This is a genomic window from Tissierella sp. MB52-C2 (assembly GCF_030931715.1).
GTDB lineage: Bacteria > Bacillota > Clostridia > Tissierellales > Tissierellaceae > Tissierella.
On record NZ_CP133261.1, the window covers coordinates 2,633,387 to 2,655,423 of the forward strand.

A 22,037-nucleotide genomic window follows, 5' to 3' on the forward strand; every position below is an offset into this window, starting at 1 on the left:
TGATCTATATCTGTCAAGAGTTGTTTATTATAATATTTTTTAAAATGCAATTCTTTTACTTTCATCCTTCAAACAAGTTACGTCACAAACTCAAAACTATTTTTAGTCAGTAACGTTGGATTCCTTTTCTAAATATCTAATCAAAAGAATAATTGTAAAAAATAATGATAATATAAATATTGAAAAACCAAATGTTGATTTAAATACACTTGTGACAAAAAGAAATGCTATGATTTTCTTTGCAATATTATCAAATATCTTTTCATCCTTGTATTTCAATCTATATGAATACCAAAACAATGTTGTGAAGCCTCCTGATGCAACTAATGACAGGATAATTCCTACCACGAAAGCTAATATTTTGATTAGAAAAATTTCTTTATCATACATTTGCAACTCAGTAGTATAAAAATTATAAAAACCAGTCATAACATTATATATCCAAAAGAATCCAAATAAGTAACAAACAAACTTCAGTATCTTTATTTTATCACTATTCATAGTATCCTCTCAAAATATTATATTTTCTCATTCAAGCCTATTAAAGCCCCTATTGCTGCATAATTAATAATTATATTGATTTTACAAATTTTTTAATGCTTTTTCATCTCTCATAGCTCTTAGATTTTTAAAGATATGGCATATTAAGAGAAATTCAAGTCCACATAAAGCTACAAAGAAGGCCATCAGCATAGCCTCTTTAATAGTCAGTCTAGGATTAGGTACTAATATAAGTTTTAAGTAATTTATTTTAGTTCAGATTCTCAATAAACTTTTTAGTTTCATCTGCTATCTTTTTATATTCAATATCATGAACATAATGGGAACAATTTAAGTCAACCATCTCTCCATCTTGAGTGTTTTTCATATAATTTTTATGAAAATCTCTCCACTCATTCTCATTCCAACCAGTTCCTTGTCCATTAGATGAAAACATTAATATAGGAACATTGGGAACTCCACTTTCCTTCACTATACTTGCATTTTTCTTGATTTCTTGCACTTCATTTAGCATTGTTTTCGTTGCTGTTCTTCGATAAAAAACAACTTTATATAACTCTTTTTCTTCATCTGTTAATGTTCCATATTTTATAGCATCACTTTCCCATATACCAGGAATCCATCTTGTAATTCCTGCATTAGCTGCAAAAGCCGATAGTTTTATTAAGGGTATATCAATATTGTACTCCTCATAAGATTCTGGAACTGCCATATCAAGTCCTATAATTGCTGTTACTTCACCTGGATATTTTTGAGCCCAATATAATGCTTCAATTCCTGACATTGAATGTGGATACAAAATATATGGTCCACTTATTTCAGCTTTCAAAAGTGCCTCTCTTGTTTCAGATAAAATATTATCAATATCTCTATCTATATCTACAATATCGCTAAATCCATATCCTGCTTTTTCTACTACTACAATCCTATATTTATCACTCAGAAGTGAATAGAGTGATTTAAAATCTAAAGTAGGAGAGCATGTACCACCGCCTGACATAAATACTAATGTCTTATCTCCTTCCCCTTCTGTATATATATACATCTGATGTCCATTTACTTCTACCATCTCCCCATTTGGGACGAATAACTCATCTTCTTTAGATAAATGAATTCTATGATTAATATAGCTAACTCCTATAAATATAATAATTAGCCCAATAATTATCCCCATGACTTTTAATATTCCTTTCATGATTTCCTCCCTAAAAAGTAGCTTTACTATAAAAAGCTACCTTTTATCATTATTAAAACCTAGAATTATTAATATCTTTCTGATAATGATTCTTCAACTCTCCATTGAGGTGGCTCACCATTATCTCCCCAGTATTCTACTATTTCACTGATTAACCCATTATTAATAGTAAAGAAAGAATTGGCATAGAAACTACTTGACTTATCCCCTGCTTCTACCTTTACGGCAGAAACGACTATGTCGTCCTTAGAGAAAATTTTATCTAAAGTTATTATCCACCGACCGGGATATTTTTTATTAAAATTGATATATTTATCTCTACCTCTAAAAAGTTCTCTAGTATTTGGTAACCATACATCTGCATTTTCTTCCATTAATTCTCCTATTTCATCAAACATTCCATCACTCATTAGATTCCAAAATTTCTTAACTATATGTTCATTCATGCTATAATTTCCTCCTCAGTCAATTTTAATCTCCATAACACCTGGCACATTAGTTTTGGATGTATTTTATCCAAACATAAGTTCCGCGTCAATATATCTTTTGAATTTTACTGCAAATAGACTAAAATGCATATTATACTTATTCTACAAAATTTACTAAATCCCTTCTTTTATATAATCTTTTATGTCATAAAAATAGCCTCTTACTGATCCAAGACTTAAAATTCAGTAAGAGGTTTAAAAAATCATTTTCTATTTTCTTTTTCCTTTTAACAGTTCTATAATATAATTAGATTTTTCATTTACGAAATCATTCATTTCCTTTTCTGTTAAATATATATATTCTCTCTCTGGGTTACCATTATATTTAGTATAAAATTCGCTAATATACTTTAATTGTCTCTCAACTGCTCCAGCAGGATAGTAATCTAAATAATCGGAAAAGGATTCTATATTTTTAAATATCCTATGAAATATACTATTGGGATTTTTCCTAAAATATAGGTGATCTAAGTCATACCAATCTTTTTTAATAGTCCATATAAACTTTTTATCAGTTTCTAATTTCTTATACTCAGCATCTATTTTTTTCTTCTCATCTACCATGTTGCTCCACTCAATATCCGTTAACAAATGGACATAGTAGCCTAATAAAAAGGAATATAACTTATTATCCTCTATCTCCTCATTCAAATATTCCTCGTAAAATTTCTCCGCTTCAATAAGATTATCTTCATTAATCCAATGACTGACTGATTTGGGTGGAAAAAACTCACTCCAATCCTCATTAGGCTCTCCACAATCTGGTCCTACATTGCCTACAAGAAAACATTTTTCATCTAAACTATTATCTATATTAAGTATAGCTTCTGCTATTCTAATATGTGCTCCCCATGTTGCCATAATTCTCCTCCCCTTTATCACAAGTTTTTATCACTAAATTTCTTCGTATTCTTTCTTACTTATTTTATATAGAACATGAGGTTTCAATGGACTACTATCTTCTACTTTTGGATGATTAAATCCTCCGACTTTCTTTAGACCTATTTTTTTCATAACATTTTCAGAAGGTTTGTTTATTTCTGCTGTAAAAGAATATATGCTACTTAAATTCAGCTTATTAAATCCATATTCTAAACAAGCCTTAGCTCCTTCTGTGGCATATCCCTTATTCCAATATTTATTATCCAGTCTCCACCCTATTTCAACACATGGTGTAAAATCAGCCTCAAAAGTCGCATTTAAAAGCCCAATAAATCCTATAAACTCCTTAGTATCTTTCAATTCAACTGCCCATAATCCATATCCTTTTTCCTTGAAATGTTCTTGTATTCTATAAAGAAAATCATCAGTTTCCCTAGAATCTAAGGTTTTTGGGAAGTATCTCATTACCTCATTATTAGCATTCATCTTAGCGAATATTTCTCTATCTGATTCTTTCCACATTCTAAATCCTAACCTAGGAGATTCAAATATATATCTATCTATGCTTAAATTTTCCATGATTAACCTCACTTTCAATATTATCTTTTATTCGTATAACTAGTTCATTAAACTTTTCATGCTCTTCAAAAATCGGAAAATGAGCTGATTCTTCAAACCATATAAATTCCTTTTTAGGTGCTATTATCTGATTATAGTATTCTTCAGTCAGCACAGATGGAGTGTTATAATCGTATCTACCTGCACAGAAGTAAATAGGTACTTTTACTTCTGGCATATCTCTAATAAAATCTAAATCCTTATTATGACCCCACATTGTATCCGCAGAAAATTTATTACCTAAAGCAAATTTTATTCCATCTATTCCAGTATATTCTGGTGAGAATATGCTGCCTAAAACAATATATTTTAATGTATTTACTTTTCTTTCTACTCCTCCATATTTAGATAACCATCTTCTCTGTGTTGCAGTATCGCTAACGGTGTTTTTATAAGGGGGTCTTCCAATTCTCACTAAGTCATTCATGGCTTTTTGATTCTTATTCTTATTAGCCATTTCTAGGACATAGTCATATGAGACCACTTCACTTTCTATTCCATCAACGACTTGTCCCACACTTATAAAGGCAGCTACTTTTTCTGGATATTTATCTATTACATACAAACCAAGTTCTGTTCCCCAAGAATGACCTACTAGATATATCTTTTCTTTTTGATACTTTTCACAAAGGTAATCAATAAGCTCTTTTGTGTCTTCTATAAACTGACCTCTATTCATAGACTCTTTTGGAATATTAGATGAGTAAGACATACCAGAACCCCTTTGGTCCCAATTAACAACTACGAAGCTATCTTCTAGCCTTTTTTCATATCTACGAGCAAATGATATTTGAGGATATCCAGGTCCCCCATGTAAAAAGAGTAAAACTGGATTAGAAGTATCCTTTCCTCTTATTAAAATAGTTTGTTCTAATCCACCCAATTTAATTTTTTCTATAACTGCTACACTATTTTCACCTTCTATCTTTGGTGTTCTATTTGGCAAAATTAATATGGCTAATATAGATATTATTAAAGCTACTATTGCTATTTTTCTTAATAGTTTCATAAAATTAACACTCCATTTAAGTTAAGAAGATTCTTTGCATCTTCTTATTTTTATCATGTATATAGCTTCTACCAAAATTTATTTTATATTTTTATCTTTTAAGTGATTATAAAATTTATTCTTATCTGTCCATTGAATTAAGTCTATCTCAAAACCATCTGGATCTTTTATATAAAATTGTCTCGAAAATGGTTTAACTATAATCTCTTGATCTTTTTCTATATACCCTTTTAACTTTAGCTTTTCAAGAAGTTCATCTACATTTTCAATAGAATATCCTATATGTCTAAAATTTTGGTCTTTATCTAATATAAAATTATCTTTTTCAGAAATAAACAATTCATGTCCATCACCCTTAAGAATTCCATAGTTTTTCCCATTTCCTTTTATACCTTTATCAATTAATTCGTAGCCAAGAACATCTATATAAAAATCGATAAACTTGTCTACATTTGAAACATATCTATTTAAATGATCTATAGCTTTCATTTGCCCCTCCTTTAATTATTTTTCCTAGCTACTTTATAGTTAAATATATTTATAAATATTTAACTATATCTTTTAGCGAATCTATTTTTATTGTTTTTCCTTTAGACCTGTCTAACCTTATACCAAATGTCTTTATCCCTAATCTTTCTCCTAGTTGAACATCACACAAGGAATCTCCAGCTATAAAAGAATTTTCTAAATCTATTTCTGGATGTTTTTCTAATGCCATTTTTATCATTCCATCTTTGGGTTTCATACAGTTACAGTTTTCCTCTTTAGAATGTGGACAGTAGAATATGCCCAGTATTTCGATTCCATCATCTAACAATTTTCTTATAAACTTATCTGTAATCTCTTCATATTGATGTAAGGTAATAATTTTCTCATTTATTAAATATTGATTTGTTATAATAATAATTTCATATCCCTTTTGCCTTATAGCTTTAATGGCATCTATTGATCCATTTATAAAAACAGGTTCAGTTATACTACTCCATAATTTATCCTCATAATCTTCTATGATTGTTCCATCTCTATCTAAAAATGCTACCTTCAAAGCCTCACCTCAGACCTTATATATTGGAACTATGATCATCAACAGTATCTTAATACCTTCTTATCCTTGATTATATTCATCTTCCAAAATAGCATAGAGTAGTGAATCTCTCCAATCGTCTTTACACCACATATGCTTCCTTAAGCATCCCTCTTTTTGCATCCCAATTTTCTGTAATATTTTTTTAGAACCTAGATTATTAGGATGACAAGTTGCATAAATTCTGTGTAACTTAAACTCATTAAACCCAATATCTAATAATTTCTCTGCAATTTCTGTTCCATATCCTTTTCGCCAATATAGTTTGTTGATAACATATCCAATCCAGCCTTCTCTATCTTCCTGGTCTGAAATATGAAGCCCACAAGCTCCTATTAGTTTATTGTTACTTTTCTCTATTACAGCTAATTCGAAATCTACTCTATCTTTTTGATGTTGATATTCTATACATTTCTTCACAAATTCTTCTGTTTGTTTTAATGTATTTGGACCCCATGGCTCATATTCTGATACATCTGGATCTGATGCGTATTGATGGACTTCCTGAATATCTATTTCTATGAATTCTCTTAATATCAATCTATTAGTTTCTACTTTTTCAAAACTTGACATCCTCAGCCTCCTCTAACACTTTGTTCTTCATTACTTTAAGATATTAATATCAGTTTTCTAAGACATATCCTCAATCTACTCTCTTATTTTTTCAATCATAGATTACAGTAACTTTAGGCGATTTATCACATATTCTTTTTTCTTTAAGTCTAAAATCATCATCACCTGGTTCAATATTGACTGCTACTCCAAATATGCTTTTATTATTTACAGTGCTTTCTAAGATTCGATTAAGCTTACTTTCTTGAACCAACATAATAATCCCCTTAAACTTATTTATCAAAATACAAATACAGTTACCTTTCTCCTATAGCTTTATAGTGAAATATTTAGGGCAATATATTTACAATAATATTTATTCTATAATACTTATTCTATAAAAAATATTAAATTCCTTCTTTTTTATGGTGTAAATCAATATATTTATAATATTAAATTTTTATCTACATTATAACATTAGATTAACTCCAAGCTTATAATCTAACTAGTATAATAATCATTAAGATTTATAATAAGTTATCCTTCGTAAATTTACGAAGGATAACTTATTATAAAAATAGTTTTATATTATTTTAGTTATATCATAACATATGTTAAATATAAGAATGCTGCTATATAAATCTTCCTATTCTATTCACAGGTATGGAAATTTCATTTTTTAATTCTCCATACTTACTTTCTTCCATAGATACAATTACACAAGTTGATGGCCCACCAGATTTATAAATATCTATTGACAGGTTATCTTCTAAAGAGTATTTAATATTATTAGTTTTAGACATCTGATTTAGTTCATACAATATTCCCTTTGAACCAACAGGAAGTATTTCCTTTATATATATTTTTTTCTTTAACTCCAATAATTTTGAAGTAATCATTATAGTATTGCTATCATTTAACACTTCATTACCCACTTTAGGTAAACCTACTACAGTAGCAATCAATCCAGGTTCTGTATAAGGCTTTCTCCACTCTTTCTTATTTATAATTCCTATTATAGTTATGCCTATTCCTGTAACAGTTACTGGAAAGTTTTCTTCTGTACTTCCTGTTATTAAGTTTATATTATGAAAATCCAAGGGTTCTAAAGCCTCTTTAATACCTTTTATTATTCTTTTACCTGTATCGTTCATTTCTACAGATAAAGTATTTACTACAGTAATAGGTTTAGCACCAAATGAAAGTATCTCCATAAGAGCAACTTGTGTTGTAAAATAACCTATAACCTCAGGAGTAGTCTTAACTACATCATTTTTCTTATTTCCTATTCCTCCAGCTGAATCACATGATATAACTAACAATTGTTCTTCATTTATATCTATCAATGTTAAATCTCTATATTTGCTTATATTCATTTAATCACCCTGTTAAATCATATTATTTATGAGAAAAGCTTCTAATAAAGCATTAGAGGTAGATTTCCTTGAGACTCATTAAGGTCAAGTTCTTGATATGAAATATTAAAGTAGAACTTTCCTATTCGTTATAAAAAACATAAAAATTGAGGACTCCAAATTCTCTATGACATGTTAAATGCCTATAAGAAAAGTCCTCATGTAGGGAAATTATATCAATAAAATATCTAAAATACAACTGCTATTTATTTTCTCTTAATAAAAACTTTTACTATAAATTCATTTTCGTCCAATATACAAGAAATGTTCACCAGTTCCCATAAGACTTTCATCTTGACTCAGTTGATATCCAATCTCCAACCATTTTCTATATTCACTTTGTTCTAGCATATTAATTTCTTTTTCCCTTGCCCCTAAAATATTCTCAACATTAGCAAATACTATTTCAGTTAGTCCAAAACTATTCATCAATTCCTTTGCTTCTTTATAATCTGTAAAATAGGCTGTAGTAAATCCTTTATCTCCTTGATTTTCACCATTTTTTAAGTACTCAAGTAGCTCGTCTACAGATTCAATTGGATATACTGATTTAAGGTAATCTTGAATAGGTGCATAATTAGATATAAAGGATGCAATTATAATTCCATTTGGTTTCAATAATCTCAAAGCACCGTCAATAGCAGCTCTTCTATCTGATTCTTTAGTTAAATGATATAGAGGTCCCATTAACAAAATAACATCATATACATCATTATATTTATCCAACTCCAATGCATTCCCATGTATATAATCCTCTAGTAAAATTCCTCTTTCGGCTGATTTTTCTTTTGCAACTTCAATATTACGCTTTGATAAGTCAAGTAATGATACTCTATGTCCTTTTTCTGCCAAATATATAGAATATCTTCCAGGGCCGCCTCCAATATCAAATATCTTCAGATTTTCTCCGATTATATTTTCATCTATATATCTTCTAGTAATATCAAATTCAATTTTGTGTCGCTCTAATCTGTCCCATTCATCATATTTTTCATCGTACCATAGTTCAATCTCCTTCATAACATGTTCCCCCTTAGATTATATTTCTGTGAGAAATCCAAATAATTTTCCAATCTTTTAATCTAAAAATTAAATTGGCAATTTCATCTAAACTGATATCCCCTAATAAATTTATTGTAAATTGTAAAATTAAATTCTTTTTTAGAGCTTTTATGAACTTTTTTATAAATCTCTTTTTCTATATTAGACCAATAATAATCCATAAGATAATCTTCAACACCGTAAATCTCTATATTATAGTCAGTAAAGTGATCTAATCATAATAATTATGCTTTTTCTTTTAATATACTGATTTTAATAAAGATTTGATCTAAATTTATACCAATATCTCCAACACCTTCAATAGACACAACAGGAAAATGTTTAATGCTACTGAAATTAGCTACACAGGCTTAGTATTGTTAAACCATCCCATACTTTTCCAGTACTCCTTATCAATGTTTCCATCTTGATATCCAGATATCATTGTTCTCATCGCTCTGAAAATTACTTTGGTAGATAATCTAGATTTTAGCTTCTTCCTATTAACTAGAGATTGATAGTATTTCTGAGATTTTTTAATAAGTCTTTTCTCAATGGTCAATTTCTTACTTTCTTTTACATCTTCCCATCTAGATGCAGCAACGGCACTACCAAAATCATATATACGCTTAAAACCCATGTAGTTCAAAGCTAACTTCATAGTTTTATTTACCCTTTTCATGCCACTTCCTGCTGCAGTTGAAACTACAAACCCTACCTTTGAAAACATTTCATTATGAGGTCTATGAGGCATCCACATAAAACATAAATGATCTATCAGAGTTTTCATTGCTCCAGATACATCTAGCCCATATGCTGGTGATGCCATAATAATTCCATCTGCTTCAATAATAGAGCTAACTATGGGAGACACATAATCACTATGGGGACAAAATTGCTCTCCTCTCAGAATACAATTAAAGCATCCACAACAAAGTTCTGGCAAATCCTTTGGGAGCCATATTTCTTCAAATCTAACATCTCCATATTGTTCTATAGTTCTTTTTATTATTTGGACACAGTTATATGTGCTACCCCTTCTTCCATTTCCATATACTATAACAATCTTCATAAATTAACATCCCCTAAATCAGTTTATTCCCTTATTATTCATTATATTTCTTGATTTTTTACCTATATCTTAAACCGTTCAATCTTTCCACTTATTTATATGAAATTATATGATCCTTAATTCATCCATACAATGGATAAGTTAAGCTTTGAGGTATAGTGCCAAACAACTTAATCTCATCCATTTAAGTTTGTCATATTCTATAGTTTTATAACATTTCTAATTATGGTTTGATTCCATGAATACTGCCTCATTTGTTACTCTGAGACCACATTTTTCATATAGTTTTTGTGCTGGCATATTATCTGTATAGAGTCTGACCTTAATTGCTCCAGTTTCATTTTGAACTTCAAATGCTTTTTCCATAAGTTTCATAGCAATTCCTTTTCTTCTGAATTCAGGGGCTGTCCACAATTCCTCAACAAAAATTATACCTCTATTCCATTTACCTATTTTAGGTATATATATTAGCATTATCCACCCCACGAAACGTCCTTCATAAAGAGCAGCAAAAACATAAAAACCTTGGTAATCAAGTTCAGAGAATGCATCCCTAAAAGTTATATCCTTATTTTTATCTTTCTCATCCTCAGTTCTTTCAAATCCATTTGTCCTCCAATATACCATATCATCAAACATATGGTAATTACTTTTAGTGATTCGTTCAATAGTTATATCTAAACTTTCCATTATTTTATCATCTCCAAGATTTTACTGACTACGTTTTTTACACTGACGTTTGTTGTATCTATTTTAAATGTATCCATATCTTCATAAAATTTTAATCTACTAATGCTATTTTCGATTTGTTCTTCTGTTCTTCCATCTTCTAACATTCTTTCTTTAAGGACTTTAGGAGAAGATATTAATGATATTTTATAAAGCTGAAATTCTATATCATCTAATTTACTTAGTATTGTTTCAAATATCTTTTCATTGCTTATTACCCAATTAAAAACAACATATTTATAAGAGGAATTATTCAGGTAGCTTCTTAATAAGAAATTAATATTATTCTCAACCATCCTCTTATTCTCTTCATTGACCACAAAAGGATTCATCATCCAACACCAATCAGCATCTAACCACACTGAGTCTGAAATTGATTTATAAAGTTCTCTGCATATGGTGGTTTTTCCTACCCCTGGTACCCCATTAATTATAATTAGTTTTTTCATATATACTTCCTTCTTCTTAGTATAATTTCTATTTTCGGGACTTATCTTTAACTAAATATAAACTACCTCAAACTCCTCAAAAATCACTGGCATATCTTCTGTGAATTCTTTGCCAATACTATTGCATTCCTCAATAAAAAACTCTTCATGGACCTTCCTCCAATATTCAAGACTTAAGTCTCCTTCACCTTCTTTTCTTGCATGCTCTTCTGTAATCAAGTTGAATGGTATTATTTCAACACGTTTTGTCTGAATAATACATACTGCAATACCATCCCAATCCGTTATTATGCTGTAATCACCTTCATTTGGTGTAGGCTCCCCTTCCCATTCATATACCCATAATGAGGATGCCGTAGCTTTCTTCTTACCTTCTAAAACTAATTTTGCTAATTTGTTTGCTGCACCTTCCGTTATTTCAAAATGCCATGATACATATTCTTTCTCAGTAGTATCAATAGATTCTCCAATTGATTCTAAATATCTCTCCCACATAACAATCACTGAATTATGTTCTGTTTTCTTCATATTTAATCTCCTTTACATGATGTCTTGTATAATTTTTACTTCTATAGCTTAAAATAAATGAATTCTGATCATAGTCATTTAATTACTTTTCTAGTAAAAAACAAATATAAAACTCCAACTATTGAAAGCAATAAAAATATAACAGTAAAAACATATGGAGATAGTCTCCATGTTATATAAATAGCTGTTGGTCCATCAGCACCACCTATAATCCCTATAGAGCTTACTTTACCTACTTCGTTATTTAGTCTGTATGATAAATACATAAATCCTATACTAATAATAGTTATTACCACAGCAATAACAGTAAATATAGTAATTAATTTTCGTAATCCTTGTTCTTTCAATCCTTTACTCCTCCTATATCATCATTTGTATGACATTTTGACATGATCTATAACTGACTTATAAATAGCCACAGTCTATATAGTCTTTCTCAATTCCAGCAATCCTTTGTTTAATACATTATCTACTCCATTTTTGTAGTCCTCAATAGAAGTCGCTTCATATATATGAGGTTTTACACCAATATTGATAAACTCTTTTCCATCTGGATATGTACAAAATCTAGTACATATAGCAAATCTTCTATTAACTGGTAATTTCCCTAGTAGTAAAGTTCCAGTAGAACCATGGGATTCTTCTCCAATCATAATCCCTCTTTTTGCAACATCAATCATAATTAAAAAATCCTCTGCAGCGGAACTTGTATTTCGTGAAGATAGAATTATTAATGGCTGTGTTAAATGGATGGGACGATTCCCTATAATGAAATTATCTAATTTTTCCTCAAAATATTGATTACTTTTGACCTTTATGTTAAAGATCTTCTTTTTCAAATACTAAATCAAAATTCTTAATAACCCCATGTCCATTAGATCTTGTAGGAATAGCAGTAACAAATCTCCATCCTTCCTTACTGTATTTGTCAATTAGCTCCCTATGATTTCCTTCTCTCATTATCCCTGTTGCCTGTGCCTCAATATAAATATATTTATACATTTCATCATATCCTCTCTTTATAAATTATTTAAGTTTCAGAATCAATATCTTTTACATTAAACTATATTATTTCTTATTTCATTAAAAAACGTTTCCATATATTCTAATCTATTTATAGCAATTTCTTTAGCCTTTCTCGTAAACAACCTATCAGGAATTTTTTTAAGCTTTAATTCGTATTCTATATCTGGTGAATGTTTCGACCCATCATTTATTCTTCCATTATCAATAATGTTTTCTTTAATATACTCATCAATTAAAACATCAGAATAAATCTTTTGATTGTGTTTCCCTGCAATTATATATAACCTTGCTATACCAACAGTGCCTAGTACATCAAGCTTATCTGCATCTTGTTCATGTCTCGCTAACTCTAAGGATGTTTTATACACTCTCATAACATGATTAATATCATGGGACGAACTAGACAATTCCTTTATTAATATTTTTTTAATAGACTCATATTTATCATTCATTTTTCTTTGCTTACTTTAAAATAATATAAATTTCACTGACAGATTCTCTATACTGTCTTTCCCCTATACATTAGTACATACTCTACGATTCAGCCTTAAATATATTTCTCTTATTTACTAAAATAGCCAAAATCATTTAGGTTATGTATTATAATTCCAGTCCATATCTTTCCTGTCTTATATATGCTTATAGCACAGATTAATCCAAGAAAAAAACAAGCCATATATTCAACCTCTTTCATCTACCTATCTTTGTTTTCTATCTAAATACTCTTCTCTCATTACAGAATAACAAACATCATCATAAATCCTTCCATCATATATTTTACTAGCAAATCTTAAAGTCCCCTCATATTGAAACCCGCTTTTTTCAATTACTCTTTTCGATTGAATATTAAAAGGGTAATGGTAGCAGGAAATTATCTCGCAATTCTCTTCGTCAAATAAGTATCTTATTACTTCTTTTACAACCTCACACATAATTCCCTGCCCCCAGTAATCCTCTGAAAGTACATATCCAATCATCTTTCCATTAACTCCTCGTCTCTTCTCATCACTATGAGCGCCTATTGAACCTATTACCTTATTATTAGCTTTATATTCAATTGCCCATACTTCCCCTTTTTCTATGAATGATTGTAGTATTTTCATTGAGACATCTTGGTTCTCATGAGGCTTCCATCCTGCACTTGGCCCTATATTAGGATTTTTTGCATATTCATAAAAATCATCTATATCATCTATTTTCCATGTCCTAAGAATAGTTCTTTCAGTTTCTAGTGTTTTCACTATTTATTACCTCCTAGTTTCTTGCATACAAAAATTAGTTCCCTGCCATTTTCAATATTGCTTTTATCATACCAACCATATTCTTCCTCTATGGCAAACCCAGCCTCTTTTAAATATCTAACAATTTGATCATAGTAATAATACTTTAGTTTTAAATGTTCCTCTAATCTTTTCATATTTCCATTACTATCTGTAATTTCGAAGGCATAATGGGGATAAATAATCTGGTTTACTGTATCAATTTTATCACCCCAATGTTTCTTTACAATTTTATGGCATCTGTTGTCATCATTAACTTCCCATTGAACTACCTCATCATAGCACCAAGTTTCATCTAATTCTTTATAAGGTCTAAATACATTTAATATAAAAAAACCTTTATCTGATAAATGCTTCTTAATACAATTTAAACAGTTTATTATATCTTCATCTTCAGTTAATGATTGGAATGCTCTAAAGGGTGCAATAATCAATTTGTATTTTTTCCTTAAATTAAACTCAGCCATATTTCCCTTTACTAAAGTGATATTATCTTTGTAAGGGCTATTTTTTAATTTTTCTCTAAAGATTTCAAGCATAGTATCTGATAAATCCAGTCCCGTAATCTCAAATCCAGCTTCTGCTAACCTCAGGGCTACTCTTCCAGTACCACAGCCTAATTCTAGTACCTCTCCGCCTAATTTTGACGCATATTCTTTATAAAAATCTATATCATCAGTCAAATTATCTCTATCGTCATAGTCGTATAGCCATGCCGTATTTTCATAAATATTTCCTAACTCCATAGCTTATCTCCTTATCAATAAATAATATTTTTTATTTATTTCTATTTCCCTCAATATTAAACCTTACTATCTTTTGAATTAGCTCTGCATCTAATTCTCTATCATTAGGTATTTGAATAGTACCATTGGAAGTCTTGTAGTTTTGAAGTCCTTCTATAAAGTTTTCAACTGCTTCTTCACCACAATATAGACCAATATGTTTTTTATGTGATGCAAAATGGATTATATTGCCCTTGAAGTAAAAAGTAGGCATACCCCAGCTAATTTTCTCTATCAATTCTGGTGATACATCTCGAATAATCTGTATAAGTTCCATAAGCTTAGGTTGAATTTCTTCAGAGCATGTCCCAATATATTCATCAATAGTTTTCATTTTTATATCCTTTTCCACTGATATCTCTCCCCTAAATTTAAAGTAAACCATTGTAGCAAGTATTATACCAATTAAAGAAGCAACCATATCTTTGTTATCCCATATACCTAGTTTAAAAACCACATGTAAATATTCTATAATTGCAAAAACAAGTATATTTAATATATTGATTAACCATAAAAGTTTAGAATTATTGATTGTCTTAATATCCTTAAAATACATAGGAACCATATAAAAAATACCTATTAGTGTAAAAATAAAACTTGATATAAAATTTGGGGCAACCCATGCAAATAAGGTAATATACTTATTATCAAACTTATATAATTTATCTCTGAGTGTATATACTAAAATCAATAAAGTATATATTAGAATCATTATTTTATTTAAGAAATTATATGGTTTTCTATTGAAATCTTTTTTATTTATATTTCCTACCTTAGATTTATGCATTATAATCTAACTCCTTATACGTATGGTTTAACAAATGCAATATCTGACAAACTAATTATACACCCTATTATGATTCCTCCAACTACATCTCCTACATTTAATAAATTAAAGACTATAGCGCTTAAAAAAATACAGGTAATAGCAACATCCATTTATAAATATATTTTTCCTTCCATTCTTTGGGGTATTTTTTCAAATATTAAAAACAACTGTGGTTTTGTTTTTTGTAACTAAGTAAATATCCTACCAAAGATAATCGTTGAAATTGCTAAGGTCGCAGTAAAGAATACAATAAGGTCTTTATTTGAAATACTATACCTTGTGAACCTCTCATGAATAAAGTCACGAGCTCCTAACATTACTATTAGAGTTTCCTGCTTCTCGGATCGACCTTAATGCATCGCATTCTCCACAGGCGTTAATTCGGATAGTTCCTACCCTATCTTTATTCTTTACTATGCTATTATTCTCAGTCCTTCTTTTAGTATGTTTTTGCTTGCATTTATATCTCTGTCGTGTTCTGTTCCACAATTCTCACATATCCATTCTCTGATTGATAAATCTTTTGTCTCTACATTCTTGTATTCACACTCTGAACATAATTGACTGGATGGATAGTATCTGTCTATTTTTATATAGGTTCTTCCATACCAATTGGCTTTATATTCTAGTTGTCTGGTAAATTCTGTCCAACTTACATCTGATATTGCTTTAGCTAGTTTGTGATTCTTCACTAATCCTCTTACATTAATATCTTCACTGACTATTACTTGGTTTTCGTTTACTATCTGTGAAGACAGCTTATGTAAGAAGTCTTTTCTGGTGTTTTTTATATTCTCATGAAGTTTGGCTACTTTTTTTCTTATTTTGTTCCTATTTTTACTGTCTTTTTGCTTCTTTGCTAATTGCCTCTGTAGTTTCGCTAACTTCCTTTCATTCTTATGTAGATTCTTCGGATTGGGGATTTTGTTTCCATTACTGTCTATTAAAAATTCTCTAATTCCTAAATCGAATCCTATGACTTTATTTGTTTTTGGTAATTCTTTCATCTGTGTATCCACTAGTATGCTTACAAAGTATCTACCACTTGGATTTTGTGTGATTGTTGCTGATTTGATTTTTCCATCAAATTCTCTATGTACTTTGGTTTCTATCCATTTTAATTTTGGTAGCTTTACTCTGTTCTCTATAAAGTCTACTTCTATATTATTGTTTGTAAAATTTGTTGTATAACTAAATCTATTGCTATGTTTACTTTTGAATTTAGGAAATCCTATTTTGTCACTTCCTTGTTTTATTCTTCTAAAAAAATTCTGATATGCTACATCTAAATTGTAAATAGCATTTGTTAGGGCAAACTTATCTACATCTTTCAGCCATATAAATTCTTTCTTTAATTCTCTGTTTAGATGGTTGTTGCAATCTATTTTTGATAATGATTTCCATCCTTTTTCATATCCTTTTATCTTTTTATCTAGGTAATAATTGTAGACAAATCTAGTACATCCAAAGGTCTTTGCTAATTGTTCTTTTTGAATTTGATTGGGATATATTCTATATTTATATGCTCTTAGCATATAGTTTCCCTCCCTATTTTATCTTTTGACTTCTTATGTACTCTCTATTTCTTTAAGATCATGTTCTACTTCTCCTTGTAATATCTTATGTCTATACTATGTGGTATTGGATAGTATAGACATAGCCTCTTCCATAAGTAGCTTTTCCCATATGTCACCTTCCTCATAGAGCGGATAACATAGGTAATCTACTAACGCTAATGTTTTAGCTCTCTATGTTTTTATTCTAGTCAACATATGTCGTCACTAAATCACGACTTAAGTCACAAGAATGCGTGACGACTTCTTCAAAAATCTATCCATTTACTAGTGATTATAAATCCTTGGTCTTCTATTTTTCATTTTGCCTCATTTTCCTGTATCTCTGTATACTCTACTTTAACCTTACTTCATATCGACAAGTTTTCCTGCTACCATCTTTATACATGGGATGCCATTCAGGTACATCTACTATTTCTAATAAATTTGCTCCACAATATTCACAGGTTTTTCTTGAAGCTATATTATCTGGATCACATGTAATAATAACAGTATCAAGCCCATGTCGTCTTGCTAGTTTAAAAAGTAATAAACAGGCCTTACCTGCATAGTAGTTACCTCTATATGGCTCATGAATTGTGTAACCAATATTTCCTCCAAATCTAGTGTTTATATTATGTCCTACTCGCAAATCACATTCTCCAACTTCTATTCCATCTGAACAACGACATATTTTAAAAATATAAGCTGGAACATACCTCTTATCAACATTTGCATCTACAGTTCTATTTAATTGTAAAAATATTTCTTCATTCATTAAATCTCCTGTATCCTGAAACATAATTTCCACCTCATCAAATTCAAATTATAGTTTTAAAGTCTTTAGTAATTCATAAATATCACCTATATCTATATTCTGTGATTTATTTATAAGTCTATACTTAATCTAATCATATCTCTACAGATGATACCATTTTCAATAATTTCTTCATCGTAATGTCTTATAAAAAAATCTTTATCTACACCTACAATACGAAATCCACATTTCTGATATAGTGATAATTGTTGCAAACTTGAATTTCCAGTTCCAATTTCCAAAGTCATTGCTCCTTCTTCTTTTGATACAGATATAGCATGTAAGAGTAATCTTTTTCCTATTCCTTTACCTTGCATATCTTCTTTTACAGATATATTTACAATCTCCATAGTATTAGGTCTTGTTTTTATTAAAATATAAGTTCCGACTATTTTGTCTGTTCTATATATATAACAAATCCCTCTACTCAAATAATCTTCTATAGAATTTTTAGAAGGGTCAGCTAACAATAATAACTCTAAAGGTATAGCATCTGTATCATCTAATCTATCAATACTATATTCAAATTCTTCCATTGTCATTTGTCTATTTTTCTCCTTATTAAATTATTTTTTCAACATTCGATTTACCTGTTATATATAGGTTTCCTTAATCTTCTTAAATAAATATGGCTGAATCAAAGGATAGGTTAATTCTTCAGGCATAGTATCAAATAATCTAATCTCACCTATTTCAGAGTCTGGTAATTCATCAAGACTTTCTACTTGAGAGTAAAATAATTGTCCAAATGTTTCAACTCCATCCCTAGTTACTGAATACACACAAACTGGAATAATACTAAATTCCTTCGCTCCTGTTTCTTCTTTTAATTCTCTTGAAGCAGTCAAATTAATGTCTTCACCGTCTTCTCTATGTCCACCTGGGATTTCCCAAGTTGCTCTTTCTCTATGTCTTACAAATATCCACCTTTCATTATATTTTGCTGCAATAACTGCAAACTTTAATTGACTATCTTCAACTTTATTTAATTCATAAAAGTTTATCTTTAGCATCTTTATCATCACCTATAGTTATTTAATTTACTAAAAATCCTTTTCTATAATCCTAATTGATTCTTCTTCATTAAATAGTTCATATTCAAACTTGCCACCATATCTCCAATAATTAAATAACTTATCTCTTGCCTCCTCTTCCTTTAGTTCAAGGAATATCACTTCATCTATATCTCTTATCTTTCCACTACCATAAGTAATATGAATTCTCTCAGACTCATAGTATTCTTGGTTTATAATTTCCCTTACTTCCTCTGGAAAGTGTATCCTTACTTCAAATTTCTTAGGTTCTTTACCATAATCCTTTAATTTTAATTTAATATCTATTTTTACGCTTCTGTCTACTATATCTAAACTAGTACTTGTACTTGTATCTAATATTTCTATACTGGATAATCCATCATCTATTAAAAAATGATATGCCATTCTAGTTGCATCTATACTCTGTCTCATTAGAGGCATTATGATTACTAGCATTGCTATAAATATTATACTGCTATTTCTGAATTTAAGTTTCTCTATTTTAGATAAATCATTTGTAGCTATAATAATTAATATTAATGGTATAAATCCAGAAATATAAAATGTACTACTTCCCTTTTTTATTGGTCTTATTATATATTCAATTATTGAATAGGATTTATGTGGAAGTTTATAAGTTATTAGTGCTACTATAAACATTATTCCTAAGCTTCTAAGTATTCTTTTGATGTCAATGCTGATATTCATAAAGCCTCCTCCTTCATACATACTTATTCTACAAACTTCCAGTAAATCCCTTCTTTTCTTAAATATTTTATAAAACAAAAATGACCTTTTACTAGATTATAGTTAATTCTAGCAAAAGGTCAAAAAAACAGTTCTATTTGATTTTCATTGCAGGCATATCTTGTCCCATTTGATGTAATATCAAATTAGTCACATTTCCATTATCATCTTTTATAAATGTAATCTTTGCATCTACCAAGTTTCTTTTAAAAGCAATATATATTCATCAATATTTTCGTTAAACTCTCCAAAGCTATCTATTGCACCTAATGATACCTTAACAAATCCTAGACTTTTATGTAACCTAATTGATGGTATATTAGTATTTCTTATATGTACAGATATCTTTTCTATTCCACTTTTTCTTAATATATCAAGTCCATATTTAACCATCGTTCTACCTATTCCCTTTCTTCTCTCTGTTGCAATAACTTCGAGACCTTCTATAAGCCATTTATTATTACAATAAGGTGTTTTCCAAAATCTTACTACTCCTATTAAGCTTTGTTTATTATCTTTATTTGTTTTTTCTGTTACTATCGTAATTTTATCTCCTTCAATTTTATTAGAAAACCAATCATTCCAAAATTCCTTTGATTTTTTTATCATTTCCGGTTCTTCAAAACAAAGAACCCCTGCAAGTTTATCAATAATCCTATTATCTTCTAGATTGTAAGAACAGTCTATTTTCTTTATGGAAGTTTTCATTAAATATCTCCTTTAAACTCTTTAAAAACCAATGGCATATACTTATTAAACTCATATCCAAGGATTTTTCTTTACTCTTTAAAGAAATGAATATACCCTACACACCAAGACTTCAATGCATCATCTTCACCTTCACATTTACAGATATTATAAGTAATACCTGTAAATTGAATAGTCATTACTGCAGTTGTTTTAATAACGTCTAGTAAAACACTATCCCAATCAGTAACAATGTATTTATTCTAAGCTTTTCTAACAATTTCTTTCATAATTAAAATGCCTCTCCTATTCCACAGTATTTGTCTCTAAATTAGACGTACTTCTATAAATATTAGCTAATAAAAAAGTAATATGGATTATAAAGAAAAGTATTAATTTAAATAGAATAGCTTGTGAATAGAATCTCATAAAAAACAGGATAAGATTTTTGTCTCAAATCCTATATTTTTTGAACTTATTACTATCTTAAGTTTTCTTAAATAATCCAGACTTTACGAGTTCTAATCTAAAAATTTGGATTTAAGTATTATTTATTTGATAGCGTTTATATATGTTTTATTTTATATCTACTCCATAGTAAAATTTTCCGTTGACGGTAGACCATCCCAGACATAGCCGTCAGACCGATAGTATTTTCTTTCTACAGAACCGTCTGTTTTTGTATAGTCTATAACAAAAACTTGCCCTGCTTCTATCAGCATGGGGTAATTATCATAAGGCAGTACATATCCTGTTTTTTTGTTATGCTTAAAATAATCATAGGCATTTTCCAATCGCCAAAATTCCCAATATGAATAATCTTTCAATCCTGTTAAATCTTGTTTTCCAAAATATGATGCCTTATAATCCTTTTCATTTACTGTAACTACATCTACTCTTAAGGGTTCAATCTCTGTCATTATCCAGGTTAAATCCTCAGAATAGATGTCATTGCCATAATGTTCCTTTAATTGATTCGCCATACAGGGAACGGATTGAGTCATAGATTCCATAGCATCAAAGTTTGTATGAGCTCCACCATAAATCCCCATAATGTTCTCATTCTTTAGCTTGTCAAATTCACGGATAAAATTCTCTACCATTTTATTTTCACGATATGTATGATCAGAGTGCTTGTAGAAATATTCGCCTTGTTCAATTGTTTCTTGTGCCAACAAATACTCTTCTGTATTTTTTAAATTGTTTTTTTCAAGATACTCTAAAAATCGTTGTCCAGTACTATGGTGCTGGTGCCCAACATCTGTACCGTGGAAAATAGTTTCAGGGCACTCATTTTTTATTTTTTTATAGAATTCTTTAACAGGAGTTTTATATAATGCTGTACCTTTCCAGTCTTCAAATAATTCTGCAAGAATATAGTCGTTATCCGACTGCATCCATAAGTTTAAAAGCTCTGCAGAATAGTAGGGAAGTTCAACAAATAAATGTCTCATGTCCTCATCATGGTAATATTTACCCCATAGTTCCAATTCTCTTTTCAATATTTTTTCAACACCATGATGTTCTCCATATAAGTAAATTTTACCTATTGATCGATCTGAATACATGTCTGTATCCACTAGTGTGGTACTATTTGAACAAGCAACAAATACCACTAACATGATTAATACCATAGTACACATAAAGCATCTTGTTCTTCTCATAAACTCACCTCATAATATGATTATTTTTGTTGATCTCTCTATCATAAAACTG

Annotated in this window: 31 protein-coding genes; all 31 read right to left on the reverse strand. The window is 29.5% G+C overall.

Annotation, left to right across the window (positions count from 1 at the left end; translation table 11 throughout):
• Positions 1-102: 102 nt before the first annotated feature.
• Entirely contained in the window at positions 103-501 is a 399-nt protein-coding gene (locus RBU61_RS13315) for a hypothetical protein (protein WP_308875952.1), read from the reverse strand.
• A gap of 250 nt (positions 502-751) precedes the next feature.
• Positions 752-1,696 carry an alpha/beta hydrolase gene (locus RBU61_RS13320; protein WP_308875953.1) on the reverse strand — a complete coding sequence of 315 codons (945 nt, stop codon included), beginning with the start codon at positions 1,694-1,696 and terminating at the stop codon, positions 752-754.
• A 68-nt stretch (positions 1,697-1,764) separates the two neighbouring features.
• A complete protein-coding gene (locus tag RBU61_RS13325; RefSeq protein ID WP_308875954.1) occupies positions 1,765-2,142 on the reverse strand; it encodes a nuclear transport factor 2 family protein in 378 nt (125 codons plus the stop codon).
• A 252-nt stretch (positions 2,143-2,394) separates the two neighbouring features.
• Entirely contained in the window at positions 2,395-3,045 is a 651-nt protein-coding gene (locus RBU61_RS13330; RefSeq protein WP_308875955.1) for a zinc dependent phospholipase C family protein, read from the reverse strand.
• Positions 3,046-3,078: 33 nt separating this feature from the next.
• Positions 3,079-3,645 (reverse strand): GNAT family N-acetyltransferase, encoded by a 567-nt coding sequence (locus RBU61_RS13335; RefSeq protein WP_308875956.1) that lies wholly within the window; start codon positions 3,643-3,645, stop codon positions 3,079-3,081.
• Entirely contained in the window at positions 3,623-4,693 is a 1,071-nt protein-coding gene (locus RBU61_RS13340; RefSeq protein ID WP_308875957.1) for an alpha/beta hydrolase, read from the reverse strand. The genes RBU61_RS13335 and RBU61_RS13340 overlap by 23 nt, the downstream gene beginning before the upstream one ends.
• 78 nt (positions 4,694-4,771) lie before the next feature.
• On the reverse strand, positions 4,772-5,182 hold the full coding sequence (locus RBU61_RS13345) for a VOC family protein (RefSeq protein WP_308875958.1): 411 nt from the start codon (positions 5,180-5,182) through the stop codon (positions 4,772-4,774).
• 49 nt (positions 5,183-5,231) lie between these two features.
• Positions 5,232-5,738 carry an HAD-IIIA family hydrolase gene (locus RBU61_RS13350; RefSeq protein WP_308875959.1) on the reverse strand — a complete coding sequence of 169 codons (507 nt, stop codon included), beginning with the start codon at positions 5,736-5,738 and terminating at the stop codon, positions 5,232-5,234.
• A 60-nt stretch (positions 5,739-5,798) separates the two neighbouring features.
• Positions 5,799-6,350, reverse strand: a complete 552-nt coding sequence (locus tag RBU61_RS13355; protein ID WP_308875960.1) for a GNAT family protein — start codon at positions 6,348-6,350, stop codon at positions 5,799-5,801.
• A gap of 91 nt (positions 6,351-6,441) precedes the next feature.
• A complete protein-coding gene (locus RBU61_RS13360; protein ID WP_308875961.1) occupies positions 6,442-6,606 on the reverse strand; it encodes a hypothetical protein in 165 nt (54 codons plus the stop codon).
• A gap of 355 nt (positions 6,607-6,961) precedes the next feature.
• Complete coding sequence (locus RBU61_RS13365) at positions 6,962-7,705, reverse strand: AIR synthase related protein (RefSeq protein ID WP_308875962.1); 744 nt, start codon at positions 7,703-7,705, stop codon at positions 6,962-6,964.
• 279 nt (positions 7,706-7,984) lie between these two features.
• Positions 7,985-8,764 carry a methyltransferase domain-containing protein gene (locus tag RBU61_RS13370; RefSeq protein ID WP_308875963.1) on the reverse strand — a complete coding sequence of 260 codons (780 nt, stop codon included), beginning with the start codon at positions 8,762-8,764 and terminating at the stop codon, positions 7,985-7,987.
• A gap of 382 nt (positions 8,765-9,146) precedes the next feature.
• Positions 9,147-9,857 (reverse strand): NAD(P)H-dependent oxidoreductase, encoded by a 711-nt coding sequence (locus RBU61_RS13375; protein WP_308875964.1) that lies wholly within the window; start codon positions 9,855-9,857, stop codon positions 9,147-9,149.
• 219 nt (positions 9,858-10,076) lie between these two features.
• Complete coding sequence (locus RBU61_RS13380; RefSeq protein ID WP_308875965.1) at positions 10,077-10,547, reverse strand: GNAT family N-acetyltransferase; 471 nt, start codon at positions 10,545-10,547, stop codon at positions 10,077-10,079.
• Entirely contained in the window at positions 10,547-11,035 is a 489-nt protein-coding gene (locus RBU61_RS13385) for an AAA family ATPase (RefSeq protein WP_308875966.1), read from the reverse strand. Before RBU61_RS13385 ends, RBU61_RS13380 begins: the two co-directional genes overlap by 1 nt.
• 51 nt (positions 11,036-11,086) lie before the next feature.
• Positions 11,087-11,563: an ASCH domain-containing protein gene (locus tag RBU61_RS13390; protein WP_308875967.1), complete on the reverse strand. Its 477-nt coding sequence runs from the start codon at positions 11,561-11,563 to the stop codon at positions 11,087-11,089.
• 74 nt (positions 11,564-11,637) lie between these two features.
• Positions 11,638-11,910, reverse strand: coding sequence for a sodium ion-translocating decarboxylase subunit beta (locus tag RBU61_RS13395; RefSeq protein WP_308875968.1), 273 nt, complete (start codon positions 11,908-11,910; stop codon positions 11,638-11,640).
• Between the two features lie 75 nt (positions 11,911-11,985).
• Complete coding sequence (locus RBU61_RS13400; protein WP_308875969.1) at positions 11,986-12,402, reverse strand: S41 family peptidase; 417 nt, start codon at positions 12,400-12,402, stop codon at positions 11,986-11,988.
• Complete coding sequence (locus tag RBU61_RS13405) at positions 12,383-12,565, reverse strand: DUF4177 domain-containing protein (RefSeq protein ID WP_308875970.1); 183 nt, start codon at positions 12,563-12,565, stop codon at positions 12,383-12,385. The genes RBU61_RS13400 and RBU61_RS13405 overlap by 20 nt, the downstream gene beginning before the upstream one ends.
• Positions 12,566-12,621: 56 nt before the next feature.
• Complete coding sequence (locus RBU61_RS13410) at positions 12,622-13,041, reverse strand: hypothetical protein (protein ID WP_308875971.1); 420 nt, start codon at positions 13,039-13,041, stop codon at positions 12,622-12,624.
• 110 nt (positions 13,042-13,151) lie between these two features.
• On the reverse strand, positions 13,152-13,283 hold the full coding sequence (locus RBU61_RS19605; protein ID WP_374212446.1) for a type II CAAX prenyl endopeptidase Rce1 family protein: 132 nt from the start codon (positions 13,281-13,283) through the stop codon (positions 13,152-13,154).
• Between the two features lie 4 nt (positions 13,284-13,287).
• Positions 13,288-13,830, reverse strand: coding sequence for a GNAT family protein (locus RBU61_RS13415; protein ID WP_308875972.1), 543 nt, complete (start codon positions 13,828-13,830; stop codon positions 13,288-13,290).
• Positions 13,830-14,615 carry a class I SAM-dependent methyltransferase gene (locus RBU61_RS13420; protein ID WP_308875973.1) on the reverse strand — a complete coding sequence of 262 codons (786 nt, stop codon included), beginning with the start codon at positions 14,613-14,615 and terminating at the stop codon, positions 13,830-13,832. The genes RBU61_RS13415 and RBU61_RS13420 overlap by 1 nt, the downstream gene beginning before the upstream one ends.
• 31 nt (positions 14,616-14,646) lie before the next feature.
• Entirely contained in the window at positions 14,647-15,441 is a 795-nt protein-coding gene (locus tag RBU61_RS13425) for a DUF1801 domain-containing protein (RefSeq protein ID WP_308875974.1), read from the reverse strand.
• A gap of 455 nt (positions 15,442-15,896) precedes the next feature.
• The gene (tnpB, locus tag RBU61_RS13430; protein ID WP_308875975.1) at positions 15,897-17,018 is read right to left on the reverse strand and encodes an IS200/IS605 family element RNA-guided endonuclease TnpB; all 1,122 of its coding nucleotides are present in this window, start codon (positions 17,016-17,018) and stop codon (positions 15,897-15,899) included.
• A gap of 373 nt (positions 17,019-17,391) precedes the next feature.
• The gene (locus RBU61_RS13435; RefSeq protein WP_308875976.1) at positions 17,392-17,838 is read right to left on the reverse strand and encodes a GNAT family N-acetyltransferase; all 447 of its coding nucleotides are present in this window, start codon (positions 17,836-17,838) and stop codon (positions 17,392-17,394) included.
• An 86-nt stretch (positions 17,839-17,924) separates the two neighbouring features.
• Positions 17,925-18,395, reverse strand: coding sequence for a GNAT family N-acetyltransferase (locus RBU61_RS13440; protein ID WP_308875977.1), 471 nt, complete (start codon positions 18,393-18,395; stop codon positions 17,925-17,927).
• A gap of 51 nt (positions 18,396-18,446) precedes the next feature.
• Positions 18,447-18,866 carry an NUDIX domain-containing protein gene (locus RBU61_RS13445; protein ID WP_308875978.1) on the reverse strand — a complete coding sequence of 140 codons (420 nt, stop codon included), beginning with the start codon at positions 18,864-18,866 and terminating at the stop codon, positions 18,447-18,449.
• A 30-nt stretch (positions 18,867-18,896) separates the two neighbouring features.
• Positions 18,897-19,595, reverse strand: a complete 699-nt coding sequence (locus tag RBU61_RS13450; RefSeq protein WP_308875979.1) for a hypothetical protein — start codon at positions 19,593-19,595, stop codon at positions 18,897-18,899.
• 231 nt (positions 19,596-19,826) lie between these two features.
• Positions 19,827-20,342 (reverse strand): GNAT family N-acetyltransferase, encoded by a 516-nt coding sequence (locus tag RBU61_RS13455; RefSeq protein WP_308875980.1) that lies wholly within the window; start codon positions 20,340-20,342, stop codon positions 19,827-19,829.
• 566 nt (positions 20,343-20,908) lie between these two features.
• On the reverse strand, positions 20,909-21,985 hold the full coding sequence (locus tag RBU61_RS13460; protein ID WP_308875981.1) for a hypothetical protein: 1,077 nt from the start codon (positions 21,983-21,985) through the stop codon (positions 20,909-20,911).
• Positions 21,986-22,037: the final 52 nt, after the last annotated feature.